Origin of the sequence: Moraxella bovis, assembly GCF_002014975.1 — a bacterium.
GTDB lineage: Bacteria > Pseudomonadota > Gammaproteobacteria > Pseudomonadales > Moraxellaceae > Moraxella > Moraxella bovis.
The window spans coordinates 1-17,185 of sequence record NZ_MUXV01000060.1 but is presented as its reverse complement, the minus strand read 5'-3'; the positions used below and the strand labels follow the sequence as shown (position 1 = coordinate 17,185).

Below are 17,185 nucleotides of genomic sequence, written 5' to 3'. Positions count from 1 at the left end.
CATGCAAATTAAAGCCCCCGATTTGGGTGTAGACAGTGCCGAAGTGGCAGAAATTTTGGTAAAAGTTGGCGATGTTATTTCCGAAAATGACAGCCTAATTTTGGCAGAATCTGACAAAGCGTCCGTAGAAGTGCCGTCCCCTGTGGGCGGTACCGTAACCGCCATTTTGGTAAAAGTTGGCGACAGTATCTCTGAGGGTACAGCCCTTTTTGAGGTAGAAGCAGGTCAATCTAACTCTACTTCAAAAGCAGAAACTCAAGAAGTCCCACAAGAACCAAAAGAAGAGCCACAAGCTCCAACAGCTGAAGAGTCAAAATCTGAGCCAGCCCCAAGTGCGGTTTCGGGCGGTGCAAGCCAAACGCACAGCCTACCTGATTTGGGCGTGGATAGTGCTGAAGTTGCCGAAGTGCTTGTTAAGGTTGGCGATAGCGTTACCGAGGGTCAATCCTTGCTACTTGTTGAGTCTGACAAAGCATCTGTGGAAGTGCCAGCCCCACTTGACGGCGTGGTAGAGGCGATTTTGGTAAATGCTGGCGATACCGTAACCAACGGTCAAGCCTTTATTACTATTAAAGGTGGTTCTGCCCCTGCCCAAACGTCCGCTCTAAGCGAAACCAAAGCAGAAGTCAAAACTGATACGCCTAAGGTAGAAGCACCAAAGGTAGAAGCTCCTGCGTCCGTCCCTGCAAGCGGTGCCAAACTGCCAGAAGCAGAAGTGAGCGCTCGTGCCAAAGACGCTCACGCAGGACCTGCCGTGCGTAAGTTGGCTCGTGAATTGGGCGTGGATATTAGCCTTGTGAAGGGAACAGCTCCACACGGTCGTATCCTAAAAGAAGACTTGTTTGGCTATGTCAAGTCGGTCATCAGCAGTGCCACCACCAAGCCCACTGCCAGCGTGGCAAGCGGTTCGGCGATTAGTCTGCCACCACTGCCTGACATGAGCAATAAAGAAATCTGGGGTGAGATTGAGACGGTTGAACTAACGCGCCTACAAAAAGTCTCTATTCCGCAGCTCAACCTAAACACGCTTTTGCCACAAGTTACGCAGTTTGACTTGGCGGACATTACCGACACCGAAGCCATGCGTAACGAGCTAAAAGCCGAGTTTAAGGCACAAGGCGTGAGCCTTACCATTTTAGCGTTTATCGTTAAGGCGGTTGCTTACGCTTTGACTCAGCACCCCAAATTCAACAGCCACGTGTCGGATGACAACACCCAAATGATTATCCGTAAATCGGTGAACATGGGTATTGCGGTGGCGACCGATGACGGTTTGATTGTGCCTGTGATTCGTGATGCCCAAGCCAAAGGCATTCGCCAGCTTGCCATTGAGATTGGCGAGCTTGCCAAAAAAGCCCGTGATAAGAAACTGTCCGCCAAAGACTTGCAAGGTGCGTCATTCACCATTTCAAGCCAAGGCAACATGGGCGGTACTTATTTCACACCGCTGGTTAATCACCCACAAGTGGCAATTTTGGGGATTTCTGAATCTACCTATCAGCCACGTTGGAATGGCAAAGAGTTTGAACCACGTCTTATGCTACCGCTATCGTTGTCATACGACCATCGCACGATTAACGGAGCAGATGCGGCGGTGTTTACTCGCTATATCGCCAAATTGCTTGCTGACCCACGCAAAATTTTACTGTAATTTTAGTAAAATAAAACCCACAAAAAAGGCGGAAATTTTTCCGTCTTTTTTGTTATAATTTTAAAAATTTAACCAGAAAAAACCATGCCAAACCGCCGTAGCCTATTAAAATCACTCATCGTCCTGCCCATTGCCTTCGCCATTGGGTGTAGCGACACGCCCAAATATACCGCCATGTCAAGCGGGGCAAAGGTTGTGGCATTGGGCGATAGTCTAACCTTTGGCTATGGGGCGGACAAATCCCAAAGCTATCCTGTTGTCCTTGCTCAAAAAACAGGCTGGAACATCATCAATATGGGCGTTAATGGCGATACGACCAAAGACGTACTTAACCGCATGGACAGCGTGATTGGCGAAAATCCCAAATTGGTGCTACTGGGGATTGGCGGCAATGACGTGCTAAGACGAGTAAATGCCAGCGAAACCCGTGCTAATTTGGTAAGCATTATCAAGGCATTGCAAGACAAAAATATCCCTGTGGTGCTGATTGCCGAGCCACATTTATCCGCCAGTGCCCTGTTTGGCAAGGCAAGCGATAACCCTGTGTATAAAGACGTAGCGAGCGAGATGAACGTACCATTACTTGAAAAAGCATGGTCAAATATCCTATCGGACGACAAACTAAAATCCGACCAAATCCACGCCAATGGGGTAGGGTACGCCAAATTTGCCGATGAGTTATATCAGTTTTTAAAGGAAATTGGCTATGTCTAAACGCATGATGAGTGCCAGTCTAAGTCTGTGCATGATACTGCCGATAATTGGTCTTGCCAATCCGTCATATAGTCCCCATGCTGATAGCGATAAAGCCCTGATTGGCAAATGGCAATGCCATATCAAACACGCCAATCCGCTCATTAAACAAGAAAGTCAGTTGCAGTTTTTTAAAAACCACACCATGCACGAGCATATTCGCATTTATTATGGACAGCCTAATGATTATGCCTATCAAATCGAATCCGCCACTGCCAAATCGTCATGGACATTGGCACAAGAGACCCTGCATTATGGCAATCATCAATTTCATAATTATGCCGTCAGAATGCCAAATGCCAATAAAGATGATTTGGAGCAGGCAAATATCGCCCTACAAAAATCCTTGCCAATGGTGCAGGACATGATAAATAATGACATTAACAAAAGAACGTTTGATATTCATTTTATCAATAAAAAATCTTTTATCACGAATGATGTGGACAGTCAGATATTTACCACGTGTCATAAACAAGGTTTATTTGGTTTTATTTTATAAGGAATAATCATGCAAAAATCTCTTTTATGGGCGATGATATTACCCATGACAGCCTTAGCAAATAGCAATATATCTGCCCCTGATGTGGTAGGTGATTGGCGTTGCGTGGCAGATAGTGAATACTATTTGTTAAAAACACTCATGCGTTATCATGCCGATGGTACGGCAACGGAGTTTATGGAAATCAAAGAAAAAGTAAATAATTTGCCTGAATTGGAATTTGGTATCATGAATTATCAATGGCAACTCAAAGATAATAAGCTATTGATGAGTAATCCAGACATCAATTATTATCAATATTATTTTATTTTACCTGATGGTGGCTTTTATAAATTTGACGATAAAGTAAATGCAGAAGGTAGGGCATTAATGATGGAGAGTTTTGAAGAAAATAATTGGCATTATCTTGAATTTGATGGCAAAGATAAACACCGTTATTATTTTGAAGATGGTTTTGAAGGGCATTGCCAACGCTTAAAATAAGTTTGGTTTTAATGATTGATTGTATATTAATTGGAGATAATAATGCTTAAAAATTTTCTTGCGTGTGTTTTGTTTTTACCAACATTAGTAATGGCAAATCTTGAACAGAGTTTGGTGGGTAAATGGGAATGTAAGGGCGTAGAAGATGAATATTTTCACTATACCAGCGATATTGAATATCGTGATAATGGTATATTGTCCGAAAAATCAATAATTTATAAGTGGGGTAAAGATGATGATTTTTATCAGATTGACACCATAAAAGCATTGTCAAAATGGCAAGTAATGGGCGATAAAATAAGATATTATGATAATATTGTCCAATCTTATGCGGTGGATATGCCAAATTACAACAGTACAGACGATTTTCCCAAGCACAGCAAGGATTCAATTTTGATTGCAAAATCCATCATAGAGCGGGCAAATTTTGAAAAAGAGATGGCAGATGAAATGATGGTTCGCATTCGTTTTATCGACAAAGACACTTATATTAGTGCTTTTGAAGGTATTGATGAGGATTTTCCAGTTGATATTGAAAATAACCATTGCAAACGTAAAATTTAATTTGGAGTAAAGTTATGAGCTACACACCCCCAAAAGTTTGGACGCCTAATGACATGGGCGGAAAATTTGGTGGCATCAACCGACCTAGTGCAGGGGCAAGGCACGAACAAACCTTGCCAAAAGGCGATAAGCCTTATCAGTTATACAGCCTAAACACGCCCAACGGCATTAAGGTTAATATCATCTTAGAATAGTTAAAGGCGTTGGGGCTACTCGACTATGATGCCTTTAAAATCAACATCATGAATGGCGAGCAGTTTGGCACAGGCTTTGTGGAGATTAACCCCAATTCAAAAATCCCTGCACTCGTGGATTATAGCACCGACACGCCCATATCGGTGTTTGAAAGTGGGGCGATACTGCTTTATCTTGCCCAAAAGTATGACAAATTTTTACCAAAAAATCCGACCGACCACGCCCAAATGCTGTCGTGGCTCATGTGGCAAATGGGTCCAGCTCCCTTTGTTGGTGGTGGTTTTGGGCATTTTTATGCGTACGCTCCCACGCCGATTGAGTACGCCATTAACCGCTATGCGATGGAAACCAAACGCCAGCTTGATGTGCTAGACAAACATCTGGCGGAGCATGACTATATGGCGGGCGAGTACAGCATTGCTGACATGGCGATTTATCCGTGGTATGGGGCGTTGGTGCTAGGCAATTTGTACATTGGCGAGAATGACTATGCCAAATATAACGCGTCTGAATTTTTGAGTGTACACGAATACCAAAACGTCATACGCTGGGCGAATACCATAAAAAATCGCAAGGCGGTAGAGCAGGGCGAGAAGTTGGAATTATTGCCAATGGCATGATAAATCCAATATCAATTTAAAAGATTGATTAATTATTGGTTAATTGTTTTTGATATAGGGTGAATTAATTTGCCCTATATCAAATTAAAAATTATCGCTTAATTTATATTAGTCATTTTAATATTAAAAACATAGGAATAAATATCAGCCATACCAAAATTATTCATCGCCAGTATCATAAGTCTCATGGCGACCATGACTTATGCCAATACCGATTTTAATAAAGATGATTTGGTTGGGGTTTGGCAATGTGATTTATTGATAGAGCAAGTGGACGGCAATGTTACCAAAAGTCAAAATATACAACATTTCTTTGCCGATGGGCGTTCGGTAGGTTATGGCGAAACTCGGCAGATTTATCAAGGGGTAGATATTCAATCCGTCTTTATGAGTACGCAAGATAATTGGGATTTTGATGGTAAGCATTTGACGGTAAATGTGGGGAATATTAATCATGTGATGATTTATAATGCCATATCAAAACAACGAGAATATGAGAAGGAGTCAGAAATGCAGGCTTTATTTATAGAAATGTTTAGAGAAAATAGCCCAATAATACAAGCGGTAACGGTGATTGATAGAGATAGTTTTAGTTATGAGCTGGGGGCGATTAATTATGGCGAGATAAAACAAAAAACGGCTCACTGCAAACGTTTGGGCGGATAAGGTAAATAAAGATGGGTTTTCTTGGTTATTTAATATTAGGTAGTGCGGTATATGTCATCGGATTTATGATAAATTTAAAAATCCTAAATCCCAAACGCAAAGCAGGCACAAACTACACACTCACACACCCGACCATGATACAGCTATTATTGGCGTGTTTTGTGGTCATGCTTGCGGTATCGGCACTGCTTGGGAGGTTTGTGATGGGGCATGAGAGCTTGGATTTGGCATTTATTTTGGCAAATAGCATGGTGGCGACGTTTGTGTTTTATTTTGGGTTAAATCCCGACCAGTCGCAGATGAATTTACCAGATTAATGTTGGTTTTGGAGTATATTCGTTTTCTTAGGCTAAAAGTGGTGCTGATAATTTTTCATGAATAAACGCACATTTATCATAAAATACCATTTGCATAAAAGCCAAAGCGGTGGTAAATTATAGCAGTTTAACCGATTAACTAAGTTACAAATTTGGAGCGAGCATGACGAATAAGTTACTTGACTTGATTGAATCATCAGGGGCGAAATGGGTGGATTTTCGTTTTACCGACACACACGGCAAAGAAATGCACCTAACCTTTCCTGCATACAGCGTGGACGAAGACACCCTAGAAGACGGTAAGATGTTTGACGCGTCAAGCGTGGCAGGGTGGAAAGGCGTGGAAAGCTCGGACATGATATTGTTGCCGGACGTTGATACTGCCTATCTTGACCCATTTTTTGAAGTACCAACGGTGGTGGTGGTGTGCGACATCATCGAACCTGACACCATGCAAGGCTATGCCAAAGACCCACGTTCTATCGCCAAGCGTGCCGAAGTGTACCTAAAATCGACAGGTCTGGGCGATAAAGCCTTGATAGGCCCTGAACCTGAATTTTTTGTCTTTGATGAAGTCAAATGGGACATTGATATGTCAGGAGCCAGACACACCGTCATTTCTGAAGCGGCGGCGTGGAGTACCAACAAAGACTATGCGTGGGGCAATAGCGGTCAGCGTCCTGCCGTCAAAGGGGCGTATGCCGTCGTACCGCCCATTGACCATTATCATGACATGCGTGCGGTGATGTGCGACCGCATTGATGAAGTCATGGGCGAAGGTCGTATTGAAGTACATCATCACGAAGTGGCGAGCAGTCAGCTAGAAATCGGTATTTCTTTTAATACGCTCGTTAAAAAAGCGGACGAAGTACAGCAGTTTAAATACATCGTACAAAATGTCGCCAGTCAATTTGGCAAAACCGCCACTTTCATGCCCAAACCCTTAGTTGGAGACAATGGCTCGGGCATGCATGTGAATATGTCCATCTCAAAAGATGGTGTAAACATGTTTTCTGGCGATGAGTACGCAGGACTGTCTAAGACTGCTTTGTACTTTATTGGTGGGATCATCAAGCACGCTCGTGCCTTAAACGCCATTACCAATCCTAGCACCAATAGCTACAAACGCCTTGTACCGCACTTTGAGGCACCGATTAAGCTGGCGTACTCGGCGTCCAACCGCTCGGCATCGATTCGCATCCCTCATGTCAATAGCCCCAAGGCGGTGCGTGTGGAAGTGCGTTTCCCTGACCCTTCTGCCAACCCTTATTTGGCGTTTTCGGCACTACTTATGGCAGGGCTTGACGGCATTGAAAATAAAATTGACCCTGGTGAAGCGTCCGATAAGAACCTGTATGATTTGCCCCCAGAAGAAGAAATGCTTATCCCAACGGTGGCAGAAAATCTAGAAGTGGCACTAAATGCCCTGCGTGATGACCATGACTTTTTGTTAAAAGGTGGGGTCTTTACCAAAGAGATGATTAACGACTATATTGCTCTAAAAATGAAAGAAGTACAGCGTATTAATGAAGCGGTACACCCCTTAGAATTTGATATGTATTATCGTTGCTAATCGTTAGGGTACGCCCTAAAAAGACAGACGGCATGAATTTGGTTTTATGCCGTTTTGTTTTGCGTGCATTTTTGGTGATTTTTGGGTACAATAAGATTATTTTGTAACATTGGAACTTTAGATGACTCATTTTTCAAAATCAACCTTTTTCAAATCAGCGATGTGCGTGGCATTATCTATCCTGCCGACATTGAGCTTTGCTTATCACATCCAAATCACCGAGCCTGCCGAAGACCGTGCCTATCATCGCCCTGTCCAGAGCATTGATGTGCAGGCTACTGTGTCGCCAACATTGGAGATGGGCTATACCACAGCGGTGCTATTAAATGGCAAAGTGGTGGGTGATGGGCTAACCGCCAGCGTGCCAACCATTGATTTGGTGGCAGGCGAGTACACGCTAGAAGCCATCGTGATGGATAAAAATGCCCAAACGGTGGCGAGCGATACTCGCACGGTCTACGTCATTCAAAACAACCAAATCCAACGCAAAAAGAAAGCCGCCATTGCCGAGCGAGAAGCGTATGATAATTCGTCAATTTGGCATAAGATTGCGGTGGGTCTAAACCCCAAAGTTCAAGCCCCACCAAAGGTCTATGAATCCACGCCGACATGGGAGCTTAGGGATTTGCCAAATAAACCAAATAAATAAGTCCTGTTTACAAATAAAAGCCCTGTGTAAACAGGGTTTTGTTATTTAGCTTTTATCAAACACCTTATTCATCCATTTGCCAATGTCTTTAATCTGCTCCATGCATACTTGATGAGCCATGCCGTAGCGTTTAAATTCAGGCGACAGACCCAAAGTGGTGAGTTTTTCGTTTGCCTTAACCCCGAGCACCGATGGCACGACATCGTCATAATCGCCATGGTCGATTTTAACAGGTAGGGACGCATTAATATCAAGCTCGCCAATCTCCTGCTCGGTGGCAAGATAAGTGGATAAGGCAAGTAGTCCTGCCAATGGTCGGCTGTTGGTCAGGGCGTTGTGATAAGCAACAGCACCGCCTTGGGAAAACCCTGCGATGATGATGTTCTGACTGGGTATGCCTAGACGCACTTGTTCATCAATCAAGTCATTAATACGTTCGCTAGATGCCTTGATTTGGGCGGTGTCCACCTTTCTGTCTAGGCTCATCTCCAAGATGTCATACCATGCAGGCATGACATAACCGCCATTAACGGTCACAGGGATGGATGGGGCGTGCGGAAAAATGAATCGCACACTAAGCTCATCGGAGAGTCCAAGCTCAGGTACGACAGGCACGAAATCATGACCGTTCGCCCCTAAGCCATGAAGCCATATCACGGCGTGTTCGATGGGTTTGTCTTTGGGGTTATGAATGACTGTTTCAAAAGGAAGTGGTGAGACCATGTCAGCTCCTAAGCAAGGCTCAATGTTCAATACACGCTAATTATACATAATTTTTAAAAATTCTTACAGATTTTTTGCAATTTTGCCTTATAATAGGCTAATTTTTTACGATAATAGGTGAGCTATGCAGTGGCGTGGTCGCAGACAGAGTAATAATATCGAAGACCGCCGTGGCGGTGGTGGTATGAAGGCAGGTGGGCTAAGTATTGGCAGTATCATCCTTGCCCTTGTCCTGTGGAAAGTATTTGGAGTTAGTCCCGAGACCACGCTAGGGGTCACTCAGCAGATAGGACAGGCGAACCACCAACAATCCGCCCCTGCCAATGAGACTGCCGACCAAGCCGAAAGCCGTGAGTTCGTGGCGACTGTGCTTGCCGATACCGAAGACGTGTGGACACCCATTTTTACAAAACTCGGTGGTACTTATCAGCCACCAAAATTGGTTATGTTTACAGGTTCGGTCAAGTCAGCGTGTGGGGCGGCGACATCTGCCAGCGGTCCTTTTTATTGCCCTGCCGACCAAAAAGTGTATCTGGACACGCAGTTTTTTGTGGACATGAGACGGCACATGGGTATTGGCAGTGAGCGTCATGGCAGCACCGAGCTGTCTCGCCAAGACCAAGTGGGCGACTTTGCCCAAGCCTATGTCATCGCTCATGAAGTGGGACATCACGTTCAGACCCTGCTTGGAATATCCCAAGAAGTGCGAAAAGCCCAAATGCAAGGCAATGAGCGACAGGCAAATGAGCTGTCCGTCCGCCAAGAGTTGCAAGCTGACTGCTTTGCAGGCATGTGGGCAAAGAAAAACCACGAACGCACTGGCTTTTTACAACAGGGTGACATCGAAGAAGCCTTAGACGCTGCCGAAAAGATTGGTGATGACTATCTACAACACAAATCGCACGGACACGTGGTGCCTGACAGTTTTACTCATGGCACGAGTGCTCAGCGTCAGCGTTGGTTCTATCGGGGGTTTGAGACGGGCGACATCCAAGCCTGCGATACCTTTGGCACCAATCAGCTCTAAGTGCTTGACTTGTAAAATACACAAGGACGGTTTTGGCTGTCCTTTTTGATTAAATGGTTTGGACTTCGGTTGGACGTAAATCATTCATTTTGAATAAATTTTAATCAAAATCTTGTCTATTTGTCAAAAAATGCTATAATCTTACGCTCACTCTCTGATGTTTCAAAAATCATTCACCAGCCGTCACGCCATGCAAGGTATCATCACACTTCTGCTTATCCTAACCCCGATGTTTGTTGGTTTTGCCCTGCCAAACAGCAAAAAAAGCACGCATTTGGCGGAGCGTGGGCTTAATTATCTGGTGTTCATCATCTTGATGGTGATTGGCATGGAGCTAGGACTGGTTGATGATTTACAGCATAAACTTGCCAATATCGCCCTGTATCTGTCGGTACTTATGGTGCTAACCATCGGCTCAGGGTTGATGGCTTTGGTGGTTTTTGACCGTATATCGCCTTGTCAGTATCGCTCACAGCAAAGCCCGACTGCCAAGCCTAATGTCAGCATTCACGGCAGTCTGACCCAAATCCTGTGTCTGGCGATGGGCTTTATTATTGCTAAGTTTTTACCTGCCACGTGGCACCCGCCAGAGAAGACCACGACGGTGCTACTCATGCTACTGTTGTTTTTGGTGGGTATTTCACTCAAAGGTTCAGGTGTCAGTCTCAAACAAGCACTGCTAAATAAGCGGGGCTTGCAAATCAGCTCGATCTTTGTGGGGGTAACACTGCTCTCAGGTGTCCTTTTTGCCCTGCTTTTTGATGACGTGTCAGTCGCTCAGGGCTTGGCGTTGTCATCGAGTTTTGGTTGGTACTCGCTCTCAGGCACGATAATGACGGACGCTTATGGGGCGGTGTGGGGCAGTGTGGCACTGCTAAACGACCTAGGGCGAGAAGTGCTGGCACTCATCTTTATCCCATGGGTCATGCGACATTCATCATCGGCAGCGATAGGGCTTGGGGGTGTGACCAGCCTTGACTTTACTCTGCCAACACTCACGCAGGCGGGTGGGGCTTCTATCATTCCGCTAGTCATCAGCTTTGGTTTTATTACCAATCTTATCTCACCTGTTTTAATGGTGTTTTTTGCCAGTTTTTCTTAGATGTTTTTAAGGTTTATTAAAAAATTATTAGGGCGTATTGAACTTTTGTATTTGCAATGAAAAATGAGAAAAATCGCATATTTTTCAAGGAAAAAGTGAGGTTTGGTAGTCATTCTATCAAACGAGCTTTTATTATGAAAAACAAGATTTAGCCATTTTTCGTGCAAAAACATTGTTTTATTTCTAAAACATTTCTATATTTTAAATTGTGTTATAAAGGTTCAATACGCCCTGATATAAAATTAATAGAATAATTATCTAATTATAATATAAAATAATAATTATTTTTATTTGTTTTTATATGATAATTTTTATAAAAATGACAAAAATTAATTTCGCTATTATATGTCATTTTCAAAAATTAATCTAGAAATATTTTTTATCAAAAAAAATACTATTTTAAAATAACTTTTATTCGAAAAATAAAATAATTCTCTTATTTTCAATGACTTGAATTTATATTCTACAAATATTATTGTTATTTTTATAAATTATTTTTAAAATTTTTATGATTATTTATTGTTTTTTTTGTTGGTTTTTTATAAATATGATTAATAAAAATTTTTTTAAAAAATAATATTATTTTACTTCAATCTCAACTTAAAATTACAACTTATTGATTTTTTGATGATTATTTTCGGGTTGTGGGGGGGCGAATTGCAATTTGCCCTTGATAAATCAATTACTTATACAAAGTTGAGAATGGGGTATTATTTTAGATAAATATTTGACTTATAAAAATTATTTGTTATAATACTTGCCAGCTTGCCAGCTAATTATTTGCCTATTAAAAAGTAATTAGTCGAATATTAACAGGTGTTTGCAAAGGCTGCTAAAGGGTCTGATTGAACATTTAGTTTCGCTCTTGTTTTACAGGTTTGTCAGACAAATAATTAATACAGGTAATAATCTGCATGAATCGGTAGATAGGGGGCTAAGATGTTGTTGGATAATTTGCGAGCGATGGCGGTTTTTGTGGCAGTCGTTAGGCATGGTTCATTTAGTGGTGCCGCTAAAGAACTAAATATTACCACAAGTGCAGTTAGCCAACAGATTCGCTCATTGGAAAACGAGCTTGGGGCGGTGTTATTGCAACGCTCGACACGCAGAGTTAGTCTTACCGAAGTGGGCGAGTTATTTTACCAGTCAGCCTTAAAAATGGTAATGGCAGCCGAGATGGGTTGGCATCAGGCAAGCCGTTTGCGTGATAACGTCATGGGCAACCTAACCATTGCGACCACACCACAGGTGGCTTGCCAATATCTTATGCCTGCTTTGGCGGATTGGTTGGTGCAAAATGAATCTTTGTCGCTACACTTTATGGTGCGCGGGGAAGAGCTTGACATGACTCATGACCGTGTGGACATCTGCGTGGGTTTCGTCGATGCCAAAGAAGTAAGTGAACATGATAAAAATGATGTGTTACTGACTTATGTGCCACAGTTATTATTGGCATCGGGCGACTATCTGGATAGGCATGCACCCATCCACAGCATTGATGATTTGGCTGAGCAGGATTTTATTTTGTTAGACGGCAATCGCACGATAACCTTCGCTACAGGTGAGACGGTCGCCATAAAAAGTCGCCTTAGTACTAACAGCTCTAAAATCGCCCTAAAACTTGCCATGTCGCACCAAGGCATCATCAAGGTTAATGTTTTGGACGCTAAGCCATTCATCCAAAGTGACGAGCTTAAAAACGTGCTGGCAGGGCATGAACTACCGCCCTTGGCATTGGTGGCAAGACTGCCCGATAAAGAATTTCAGCCCATCAAAGTGCAACGCTGTTTGGATATTTTGGTAAAGTATTTTGCTAATCTTGAATAAAAAATAAAACGCTCATCATTGAGCGTTTTTTGCGATGTGGCGTTTTACCAATCTATCAGCATCCGTACGGCTGTCCAATGCCGAGAGCAGAGCGTATGCCCCGATAAATTTGCGACTGATGAACATCAGCTCTTTGGGTGGTAGGCTAAATTCTAGCGACTGCATGCCTGATTTGGCGGTGGTCATGACACGCTGATATAGGTCGCTTTTTGCCCAGATGTATTTGTCATCATCGAGATATTCGCTGTCTGCGGTATCGCTGTCGGCAAATGGCTCGCACGCCATCATTAGCACGTCCGCCACATTATCTTGGGGTTTGCCCGTTAATTTATCAAAAAAATCATAGCCAGTCATCGCATTTTTCATCATCGTTTTGTCTTGATAATGACCTGCGATGAGTAGATTTTTGGCAATGGTTAATAATTTGTCATCAAATTGTTTAATCGCCCCAAAATCGAGGAGTATCAATTTGTCTTGTTCGGTAACATCATCAAGTCTGACCAAATAATTGCCAAAATTGGGGTCGGTTTGCATCTCGCCCCATTCAAAAATCTCTCGTATGACAATGTCAATGGCAGATTGCCCTAAGTGATTACGGCGTGTTTGATTTAATGATTGTAGGGCAGGGTCATTTAAATGAATGCCTGCTTCATAGCTCATGCAAATCAGGCGGGGCGTGGAATAATTATCATAAATGGTCGGTACGATATACCGCTCATCGCCTTTGAGATAATCGGCAAATCGCTTGGTGGTGTTTGCTTCCATGACATAATCCACTTCCCGATGTAATAACTGCCTAATCTCGCCAAACCAGTCATCTAGGGCTTTGGTTTGGGGGACGGCGTTGGTAACCTTTAATAAATGTTTAAATAACGACAAATCCGAATCAATGGCTTGGGCGACATTGGGGTATTGGACTTTTAGGACAACTTCTCGTCCTGAATATTTGTGCGTGGCTTTGTGGACTTGGGCAAGGCTTGCCGTGCCAATGGGTGTCCGCTCAATCTCAAAATCATCAATCCGCTCACCCAGCTCCGCCCGTATCGTCTGATAGATGATGTGCCACGCCAGTGGGGCGGTCTGAGCGTCTAGGGAGTGCAGGGCATTGACAACTTCACGAGGGAGCATATGCTCGCCATATAACGCCAGCATTTGCCCGACTTTGACAACTGACCCCTTTAATTTGCCAAGCTCTGCCACCAAATAATCCGCCTGCTCTTGCATGAGCGTGTGTTTTTGGAGTTCCCGCTGTTCTTTGGATAAAAAAAGCCCCGTAACGCCACTTTTCGCCCAGTTTTTGCCGATGTTTAGGGAAGTTTTGGCAATGCTTAACTGGCGAGAAAGGGTGGACGTTTTTACGGTATCTAGGGGCTTTTTGTCGGTCATTGAGCTATCAAATCATTTAAAATTGGCGATTATAGCAGAAAACGGGGGTTTTGGCTATGCTCTTTTGGGGGTAGGTGTGGTTGGGTGTTGGCGGTAGAAAATGCCAAGTTTGTTGCTTGGCATTTAAATGAATTAAATCAAAATCAGCCAATTATCATTGAGCCAATTTGCACAACTTGCCAATAAGTCGTTATCCAAATCACAAGATAAGTCATCAAACGCAATCACGTCATGATTGGTAAAGCGGTTAATGAGTGCCAGCTCTTCATCATTAAAACACACGCATTCGCCATTGATGTACCAATCGTCATTTTGTCGGACAAATCGGCAGGCAGGATTTATCATCAGGCATTCGCCATTTTGTAAGCGTTCAGCCAGTTCATCAGGGGCAAGTTCGTCATCAAAGGCAATCAAATCATATTGGCGTTTGCTAACCAATTCACTCAACGCTTGGGTTAAAATGGCGTTGCCTTTGTCAGAATTTAGTAAATTGATAAGCTCATTTTTTATGGTAGAAATACTCTCGTCTGTCAGCTCATAAGCGTTGTTTTGTAAGGCTTGGGGCAGGATAAGCGGAGAGAATAGGGCGTGTTCGCCTGTGGCAACATCTGCCACTTCGTCTAGGATTTGCACCATGTTGGGACGGCGAAACCCAAAGCTAAACGTCAAACAGTCGTCTTGGGCGACCCCATAATGGCTACGGCGTGGCGGTACATACAGCACGTCCCCTGCTTCTAGGATTTCATCAAAAATAATCTGCCCCATGTCGTCAAGCAGGCGAATGGGCTGACCTTCAATAAATGGCGTGTCGCTACTGCACATTTTGCCAAGCGTCCAACGGCGAGAGCCATACCCTTGTGCCAAAAACACGTCATATTCATCATAATGCTCGCCTACCGAACCACCCGCCCCAGCGACCGATACCATGATGTCGTCTTGTTGCCATTTTGGAATAAAATCAAAGGCTTGCCACAGCTCGCCAAGCTCGGGCGACCACTGTTCTAGGTTTTGCACCAGCACTGTCCATAGGCGTGGGGTGTTTTGCAAATCTTGCTCGGTCAAAGGCGAATTTTTGAGCGTCCACTCCTTTGGGTTGTCGTCTTTTTGGGTGATAAGCCGTGCTGATACGCCGTCTTCTATCGCCAAATCAAGCACGTCTGTCGGCTCAAACATACCCACAAGGGCAGGCAAGCCGTTTTTGATAAGTAGAGGCTTTTTTTGCCAATATTCTGCCAAAAAAATCTCGGGCGTGATGTCGGAAGGCAGGCAAAAGGGGAGTTTGTCGGTCATGGATGTCTCTTTTTGATAAATCTGTTATCTTTAAAATGTGATGTTGTTAATCATTGGTATGTTTGAAATTATCCAAAATCATTAGGGCGAATGTGATTCGCTCCTACCAAATTAACACAAGGTTTAAATTTTCTATTTTATCAATGTTTCCCCCAAAAAACCATTTTTTACCACAAATTTAATGACTCATTTAAAAAGCGGTTTAAAAATGGGCGATTTTTCTTTATAATGGCAATTTTATGCGATTAAGAGAATATCATGTCAGACACCCATTTAGATGACCAGTTTAGCGATAATGCCGAGCAAGAATTTGACAGCCCAGACAACTTAGAACACTTAGACGAGCTAGACAATCGCAAATTAAGCCCTACCCAAATTGACGAGTTGCATATTCAGCTTGATGAAGCAGGACGAAATTTGCGTACCATTCGGGATTTTATCCGTTTTTGTGTAAGCAAACTGCGTGAATATGACGTGGTGGTGGCACAGGGGACGACCGATGAATTTGCCGAAAGCTCTGCCATTGTTCTGCATACGTTAAACCTAGATTGGGGGGCAAATCCTGAGATTTTGGATTGTCGTTTGACTGATAGCGAAAAGCAGGCGGTGCTTGACCTATTGTCCGAGCGGATTATTCAGCGTAAGCCTTTATCGTATCTCATTAACTTAGCGTATTTTTGCAATTTGCCGTTTTATGTGGACGAGCGTGTGCTTATTCCACGCTCGCCCATTGCCGAGCTTATTAATCAAAACTTCTACCCGTATTTTGATGTGGATAATGCCAGCAAAGCCAAGTTTTTTGCCCATGGTTTACAAGAGTTGCAACTGGCTCCGCCTGAGCGGATTTTAGACCTTTGCACAGGGTCAGGCTGTATTGCCATTGCTTTGGCGGTAGCTTTCCCTGATGCCAACGTCGACGGGGCGGATATTGATAAAGATGCCCTAGAAGTGGCATGGACGAATGTCGAACATCACGAATTATCTCATCAGGTCAATCTCATTGAGAGTGATTTGTTTGCCAAAATCCCTGCCGAGAATCAGTACGAACTGATTGTAACCAATCCGCCTTATGTGGATGCTGCGGTCATGGCGGAGTTGCCACCTGAGTTTTTGCATGAGCCAGAACACGCCTTGGCGGCAGGGCAGGACGGTTTGGACTTGGTACACCAAATCTTGTACCATGCTCCTGATTATCTGACCAAAGACGGGCTTTTGGTGTGTGAAGTGGGCGACAGCGAATGGGCGTTACGCCAATCTTATCCTGAGATTCAGTTTGACTGGCTCACCTTTCAAAAAGGCGGAAGTGGGATTTTTGCTATTACCTGCGAGGAGCTTTTGGAATATCGTGATGAGTTTAAAAGGCAGGTGGATAGGGTGAAGGGGAGATAATGGATTTAACCAATCTAAAAATCGGTACGGTATTTACTAACGCTCAATTGATGGAAAAATTCGGCGTATCAAATTCTAGTGGTATGCGCCGCAGTCGAAAAAAACAATGTGTTGATTTTGGTTCATAAAAAAGACAGTGTTTATCAAGACAGATGGCAAGATGATAAGCTGCTTTATACAGGCATGGGGCTAAAGGGCGACCAAGATGTGAATTTTGGTCAAAATAAAACATTGGCACAATCAAAAACCAATGGTGTTGCAGTGCTTTTGTTTAACAACCCAATGCCAAATGTTTATGAGTATGAAGGTGAGGTTGTTTTGGCAGGTAAACCTTTTTGTGAAAAACAGCGTGATGAAAGCAATAAAGAAAGGCAGGTGGTAATTTTTCCACTTTGCTTTAAATCATAAGGGGGTAATATGTCAGGCAACACAATAGGACAACTTTTCACCATAACCACCTGTGGCGAGTCT

Annotated in this window: 18 protein-coding genes and 1 pseudogene; 16 read left to right on the top strand and 3 right to left on the bottom strand. The window is 43.5% G+C overall.

What is annotated here, in order from left to right; all coding sequences use genetic code 11:
• The first annotated feature begins 1 nt into the window (after window position 1).
• The 10 genes and pseudogenes from B0182_RS11845 to B0182_RS11800 all read left to right on the top strand — a co-directional run bounded on the left by B0182_RS11845 (window position 2) and on the right by B0182_RS11800 (window position 7,970).
• The gene (locus tag B0182_RS11845) at window positions 2-1,651 is read left to right on the top strand and encodes a dihydrolipoyllysine-residue acetyltransferase (protein ID WP_078275124.1); all 1,650 of its coding nucleotides are present in this window, start codon (window positions 2-4) and stop codon (window positions 1,649-1,651) included.
• Between the two features lie 84 nt (window positions 1,652-1,735).
• A complete protein-coding gene (locus B0182_RS11840; protein ID WP_078275123.1) occupies window positions 1,736-2,365 on the top strand; it encodes a GDSL-type esterase/lipase family protein in 630 nt (209 codons plus the stop codon).
• On the top strand, window positions 2,358-2,903 hold the full coding sequence (locus tag B0182_RS11835) for a hypothetical protein (RefSeq protein ID WP_078275122.1): 546 nt from the start codon (window positions 2,358-2,360) through the stop codon (window positions 2,901-2,903). The genes B0182_RS11840 and B0182_RS11835 overlap by 8 nt, the downstream gene beginning before the upstream one ends.
• Window positions 2,904-2,912: 9 nt before the next feature.
• Complete coding sequence (locus B0182_RS11830) at window positions 2,913-3,386, top strand: hypothetical protein (RefSeq protein WP_078275121.1); 474 nt, start codon at window positions 2,913-2,915, stop codon at window positions 3,384-3,386.
• A gap of 90 nt (window positions 3,387-3,476) precedes the next feature.
• On the top strand, window positions 3,477-3,950 hold the full coding sequence (locus tag B0182_RS11825) for a hypothetical protein (RefSeq protein ID WP_143821738.1): 474 nt from the start codon (window positions 3,477-3,479) through the stop codon (window positions 3,948-3,950).
• A 14-nt stretch (window positions 3,951-3,964) separates the two neighbouring features.
• A pseudogene (gene yghU / locus B0182_RS11820) lies at window positions 3,965-4,765 on the top strand (glutathione-dependent disulfide-bond oxidoreductase).
• Between the two features lie 186 nt (window positions 4,766-4,951).
• Complete coding sequence (locus B0182_RS11815; RefSeq protein ID WP_143821737.1) at window positions 4,952-5,431, top strand: hypothetical protein; 480 nt, start codon at window positions 4,952-4,954, stop codon at window positions 5,429-5,431.
• 11 nt (window positions 5,432-5,442) lie between these two features.
• A complete protein-coding gene (locus tag B0182_RS11810; RefSeq protein WP_029102195.1) occupies window positions 5,443-5,748 on the top strand; it encodes a hypothetical protein in 306 nt (101 codons plus the stop codon).
• 163 nt (window positions 5,749-5,911) lie between these two features.
• A complete protein-coding gene (glnA, locus tag B0182_RS11805; RefSeq protein ID WP_078275118.1) occupies window positions 5,912-7,321 on the top strand; it encodes a type I glutamate--ammonia ligase in 1,410 nt (469 codons plus the stop codon).
• A gap of 121 nt (window positions 7,322-7,442) precedes the next feature.
• Complete coding sequence (locus B0182_RS11800) at window positions 7,443-7,970, top strand: hypothetical protein (protein WP_078275117.1); 528 nt, start codon at window positions 7,443-7,445, stop codon at window positions 7,968-7,970.
• Window positions 7,971-8,015: 45 nt separating this feature from the next.
• Here B0182_RS11800 and B0182_RS11795 read toward each other — a convergent pair whose 3' ends face one another.
• Window positions 8,016-8,693 (bottom strand): alpha/beta hydrolase, encoded by a 678-nt coding sequence (locus tag B0182_RS11795; RefSeq protein WP_078275116.1) that lies wholly within the window; start codon window positions 8,691-8,693, stop codon window positions 8,016-8,018.
• A gap of 124 nt (window positions 8,694-8,817) precedes the next feature.
• Between B0182_RS11795 and ypfJ the strand changes: the two genes are divergently transcribed.
• The 3 genes from ypfJ to B0182_RS11780 all read left to right on the top strand — a co-directional run bounded on the left by ypfJ (window position 8,818) and on the right by B0182_RS11780 (window position 12,649).
• Entirely contained in the window at window positions 8,818-9,720 is a 903-nt protein-coding gene (ypfJ, locus tag B0182_RS11790) for a KPN_02809 family neutral zinc metallopeptidase (RefSeq protein ID WP_078275115.1), read from the top strand.
• Window positions 9,721-9,910: 190 nt separating this feature from the next.
• Entirely contained in the window at window positions 9,911-10,822 is a 912-nt protein-coding gene (locus B0182_RS11785; protein WP_078275141.1) for a LysO family transporter, read from the top strand.
• A gap of 939 nt (window positions 10,823-11,761) precedes the next feature.
• Window positions 11,762-12,649 (top strand): LysR family transcriptional regulator, encoded by an 888-nt coding sequence (locus B0182_RS11780; protein WP_228157686.1) that lies wholly within the window; start codon window positions 11,762-11,764, stop codon window positions 12,647-12,649.
• 15 nt (window positions 12,650-12,664) lie between these two features.
• Here the strand turns inward: B0182_RS11780 and B0182_RS11775 are convergent, their stop codons facing one another.
• Complete coding sequence (locus tag B0182_RS11775) at window positions 12,665-14,035, bottom strand: ABC1 kinase family protein (RefSeq protein WP_078275114.1); 1,371 nt, start codon at window positions 14,033-14,035, stop codon at window positions 12,665-12,667.
• 132 nt (window positions 14,036-14,167) lie between these two features.
• Window positions 14,168-15,325, bottom strand: coding sequence for a cupin domain-containing protein (locus tag B0182_RS11770; RefSeq protein WP_078275113.1), 1,158 nt, complete (start codon window positions 15,323-15,325; stop codon window positions 14,168-14,170).
• A 258-nt stretch (window positions 15,326-15,583) separates the two neighbouring features.
• Here B0182_RS11770 and prmB point away from each other — a divergent pair, with 258 nt between their 5' ends.
• From prmB to B0182_RS15415, 3 genes are read left to right on the top strand one after another with little or no spacing between them, the layout of a single operon-like run.
• The gene (gene prmB, locus B0182_RS11765) at window positions 15,584-16,714 is read left to right on the top strand and encodes a 50S ribosomal protein L3 N(5)-glutamine methyltransferase (RefSeq protein WP_078275112.1); all 1,131 of its coding nucleotides are present in this window, start codon (window positions 15,584-15,586) and stop codon (window positions 16,712-16,714) included.
• Window positions 16,714-16,842: a hypothetical protein gene (locus tag B0182_RS15240; RefSeq protein ID WP_264676653.1), complete on the top strand. Its 129-nt coding sequence runs from the start codon at window positions 16,714-16,716 to the stop codon at window positions 16,840-16,842. The genes prmB and B0182_RS15240 overlap by 1 nt, the downstream gene beginning before the upstream one ends.
• The gene (locus B0182_RS15415) at window positions 16,793-17,122 is read left to right on the top strand and encodes an SRA domain-containing endonuclease (protein ID WP_078275111.1); all 330 of its coding nucleotides are present in this window, start codon (window positions 16,793-16,795) and stop codon (window positions 17,120-17,122) included. The genes B0182_RS15240 and B0182_RS15415 overlap by 50 nt, the downstream gene beginning before the upstream one ends.
• The last annotated feature ends 63 nt before the right edge of the window (window positions 17,123-17,185 follow it).

Bases quoted from the DNA above. Each gene is read 5' to 3' on its own strand.
- glnA (WP_078275118.1), top strand. From the start codon at position 5,912: ATGACGAATAAGTTACTTGACTTGATTGAATCATCAGGGGCGAAATGG.
- B0182_RS15240 (WP_264676653.1), top strand. From the start codon at position 16,714: ATGGATTTAACCAATCTAAAAATCGGTACGGTATTTACTAACGCTCAA.
- B0182_RS11835 (WP_078275122.1), top strand. From the start codon at position 2,358: ATGTCTAAACGCATGATGAGTGCCAGTCTAAGTCTGTGCATGATACTG.
- ypfJ (WP_078275115.1), top strand. From the start codon at position 8,818: ATGCAGTGGCGTGGTCGCAGACAGAGTAATAATATCGAAGACCGCCGT.
- B0182_RS11780 (WP_228157686.1), top strand. From the start codon at position 11,762: ATGTTGTTGGATAATTTGCGAGCGATGGCGGTTTTTGTGGCAGTCGTT.
- B0182_RS11770 (WP_078275113.1), bottom strand. From the start codon at position 15,325: ATGACCGACAAACTCCCCTTTTGCCTGCCTTCCGACATCACGCCCGAG.
- B0182_RS11800 (WP_078275117.1), top strand. From the start codon at position 7,443: ATGACTCATTTTTCAAAATCAACCTTTTTCAAATCAGCGATGTGCGTG.
- B0182_RS11830 (WP_078275121.1), top strand. From the start codon at position 2,913: ATGCAAAAATCTCTTTTATGGGCGATGATATTACCCATGACAGCCTTA.
- B0182_RS11825 (WP_143821738.1), top strand. From the start codon at position 3,477: ATGGCAAATCTTGAACAGAGTTTGGTGGGTAAATGGGAATGTAAGGGC.
- B0182_RS11845 (WP_078275124.1), top strand. From the start codon at position 2: ATGCAAATTAAAGCCCCCGATTTGGGTGTAGACAGTGCCGAAGTGGCA.
- B0182_RS11815 (WP_143821737.1), top strand. From the start codon at position 4,952: ATGGCGACCATGACTTATGCCAATACCGATTTTAATAAAGATGATTTG.
- B0182_RS11775 (WP_078275114.1), bottom strand. From the start codon at position 14,035: ATGACCGACAAAAAGCCCCTAGATACCGTAAAAACGTCCACCCTTTCT.
- B0182_RS11795 (WP_078275116.1), bottom strand. From the start codon at position 8,693: ATGGTCTCACCACTTCCTTTTGAAACAGTCATTCATAACCCCAAAGAC.
- B0182_RS11810 (WP_029102195.1), top strand. From the start codon at position 5,443: ATGGGTTTTCTTGGTTATTTAATATTAGGTAGTGCGGTATATGTCATC.
- B0182_RS11785 (WP_078275141.1), top strand. From the start codon at position 9,911: ATGCAAGGTATCATCACACTTCTGCTTATCCTAACCCCGATGTTTGTT.
- B0182_RS11840 (WP_078275123.1), top strand. From the start codon at position 1,736: ATGCCAAACCGCCGTAGCCTATTAAAATCACTCATCGTCCTGCCCATT.
- prmB (WP_078275112.1), top strand. From the start codon at position 15,584: ATGTCAGACACCCATTTAGATGACCAGTTTAGCGATAATGCCGAGCAA.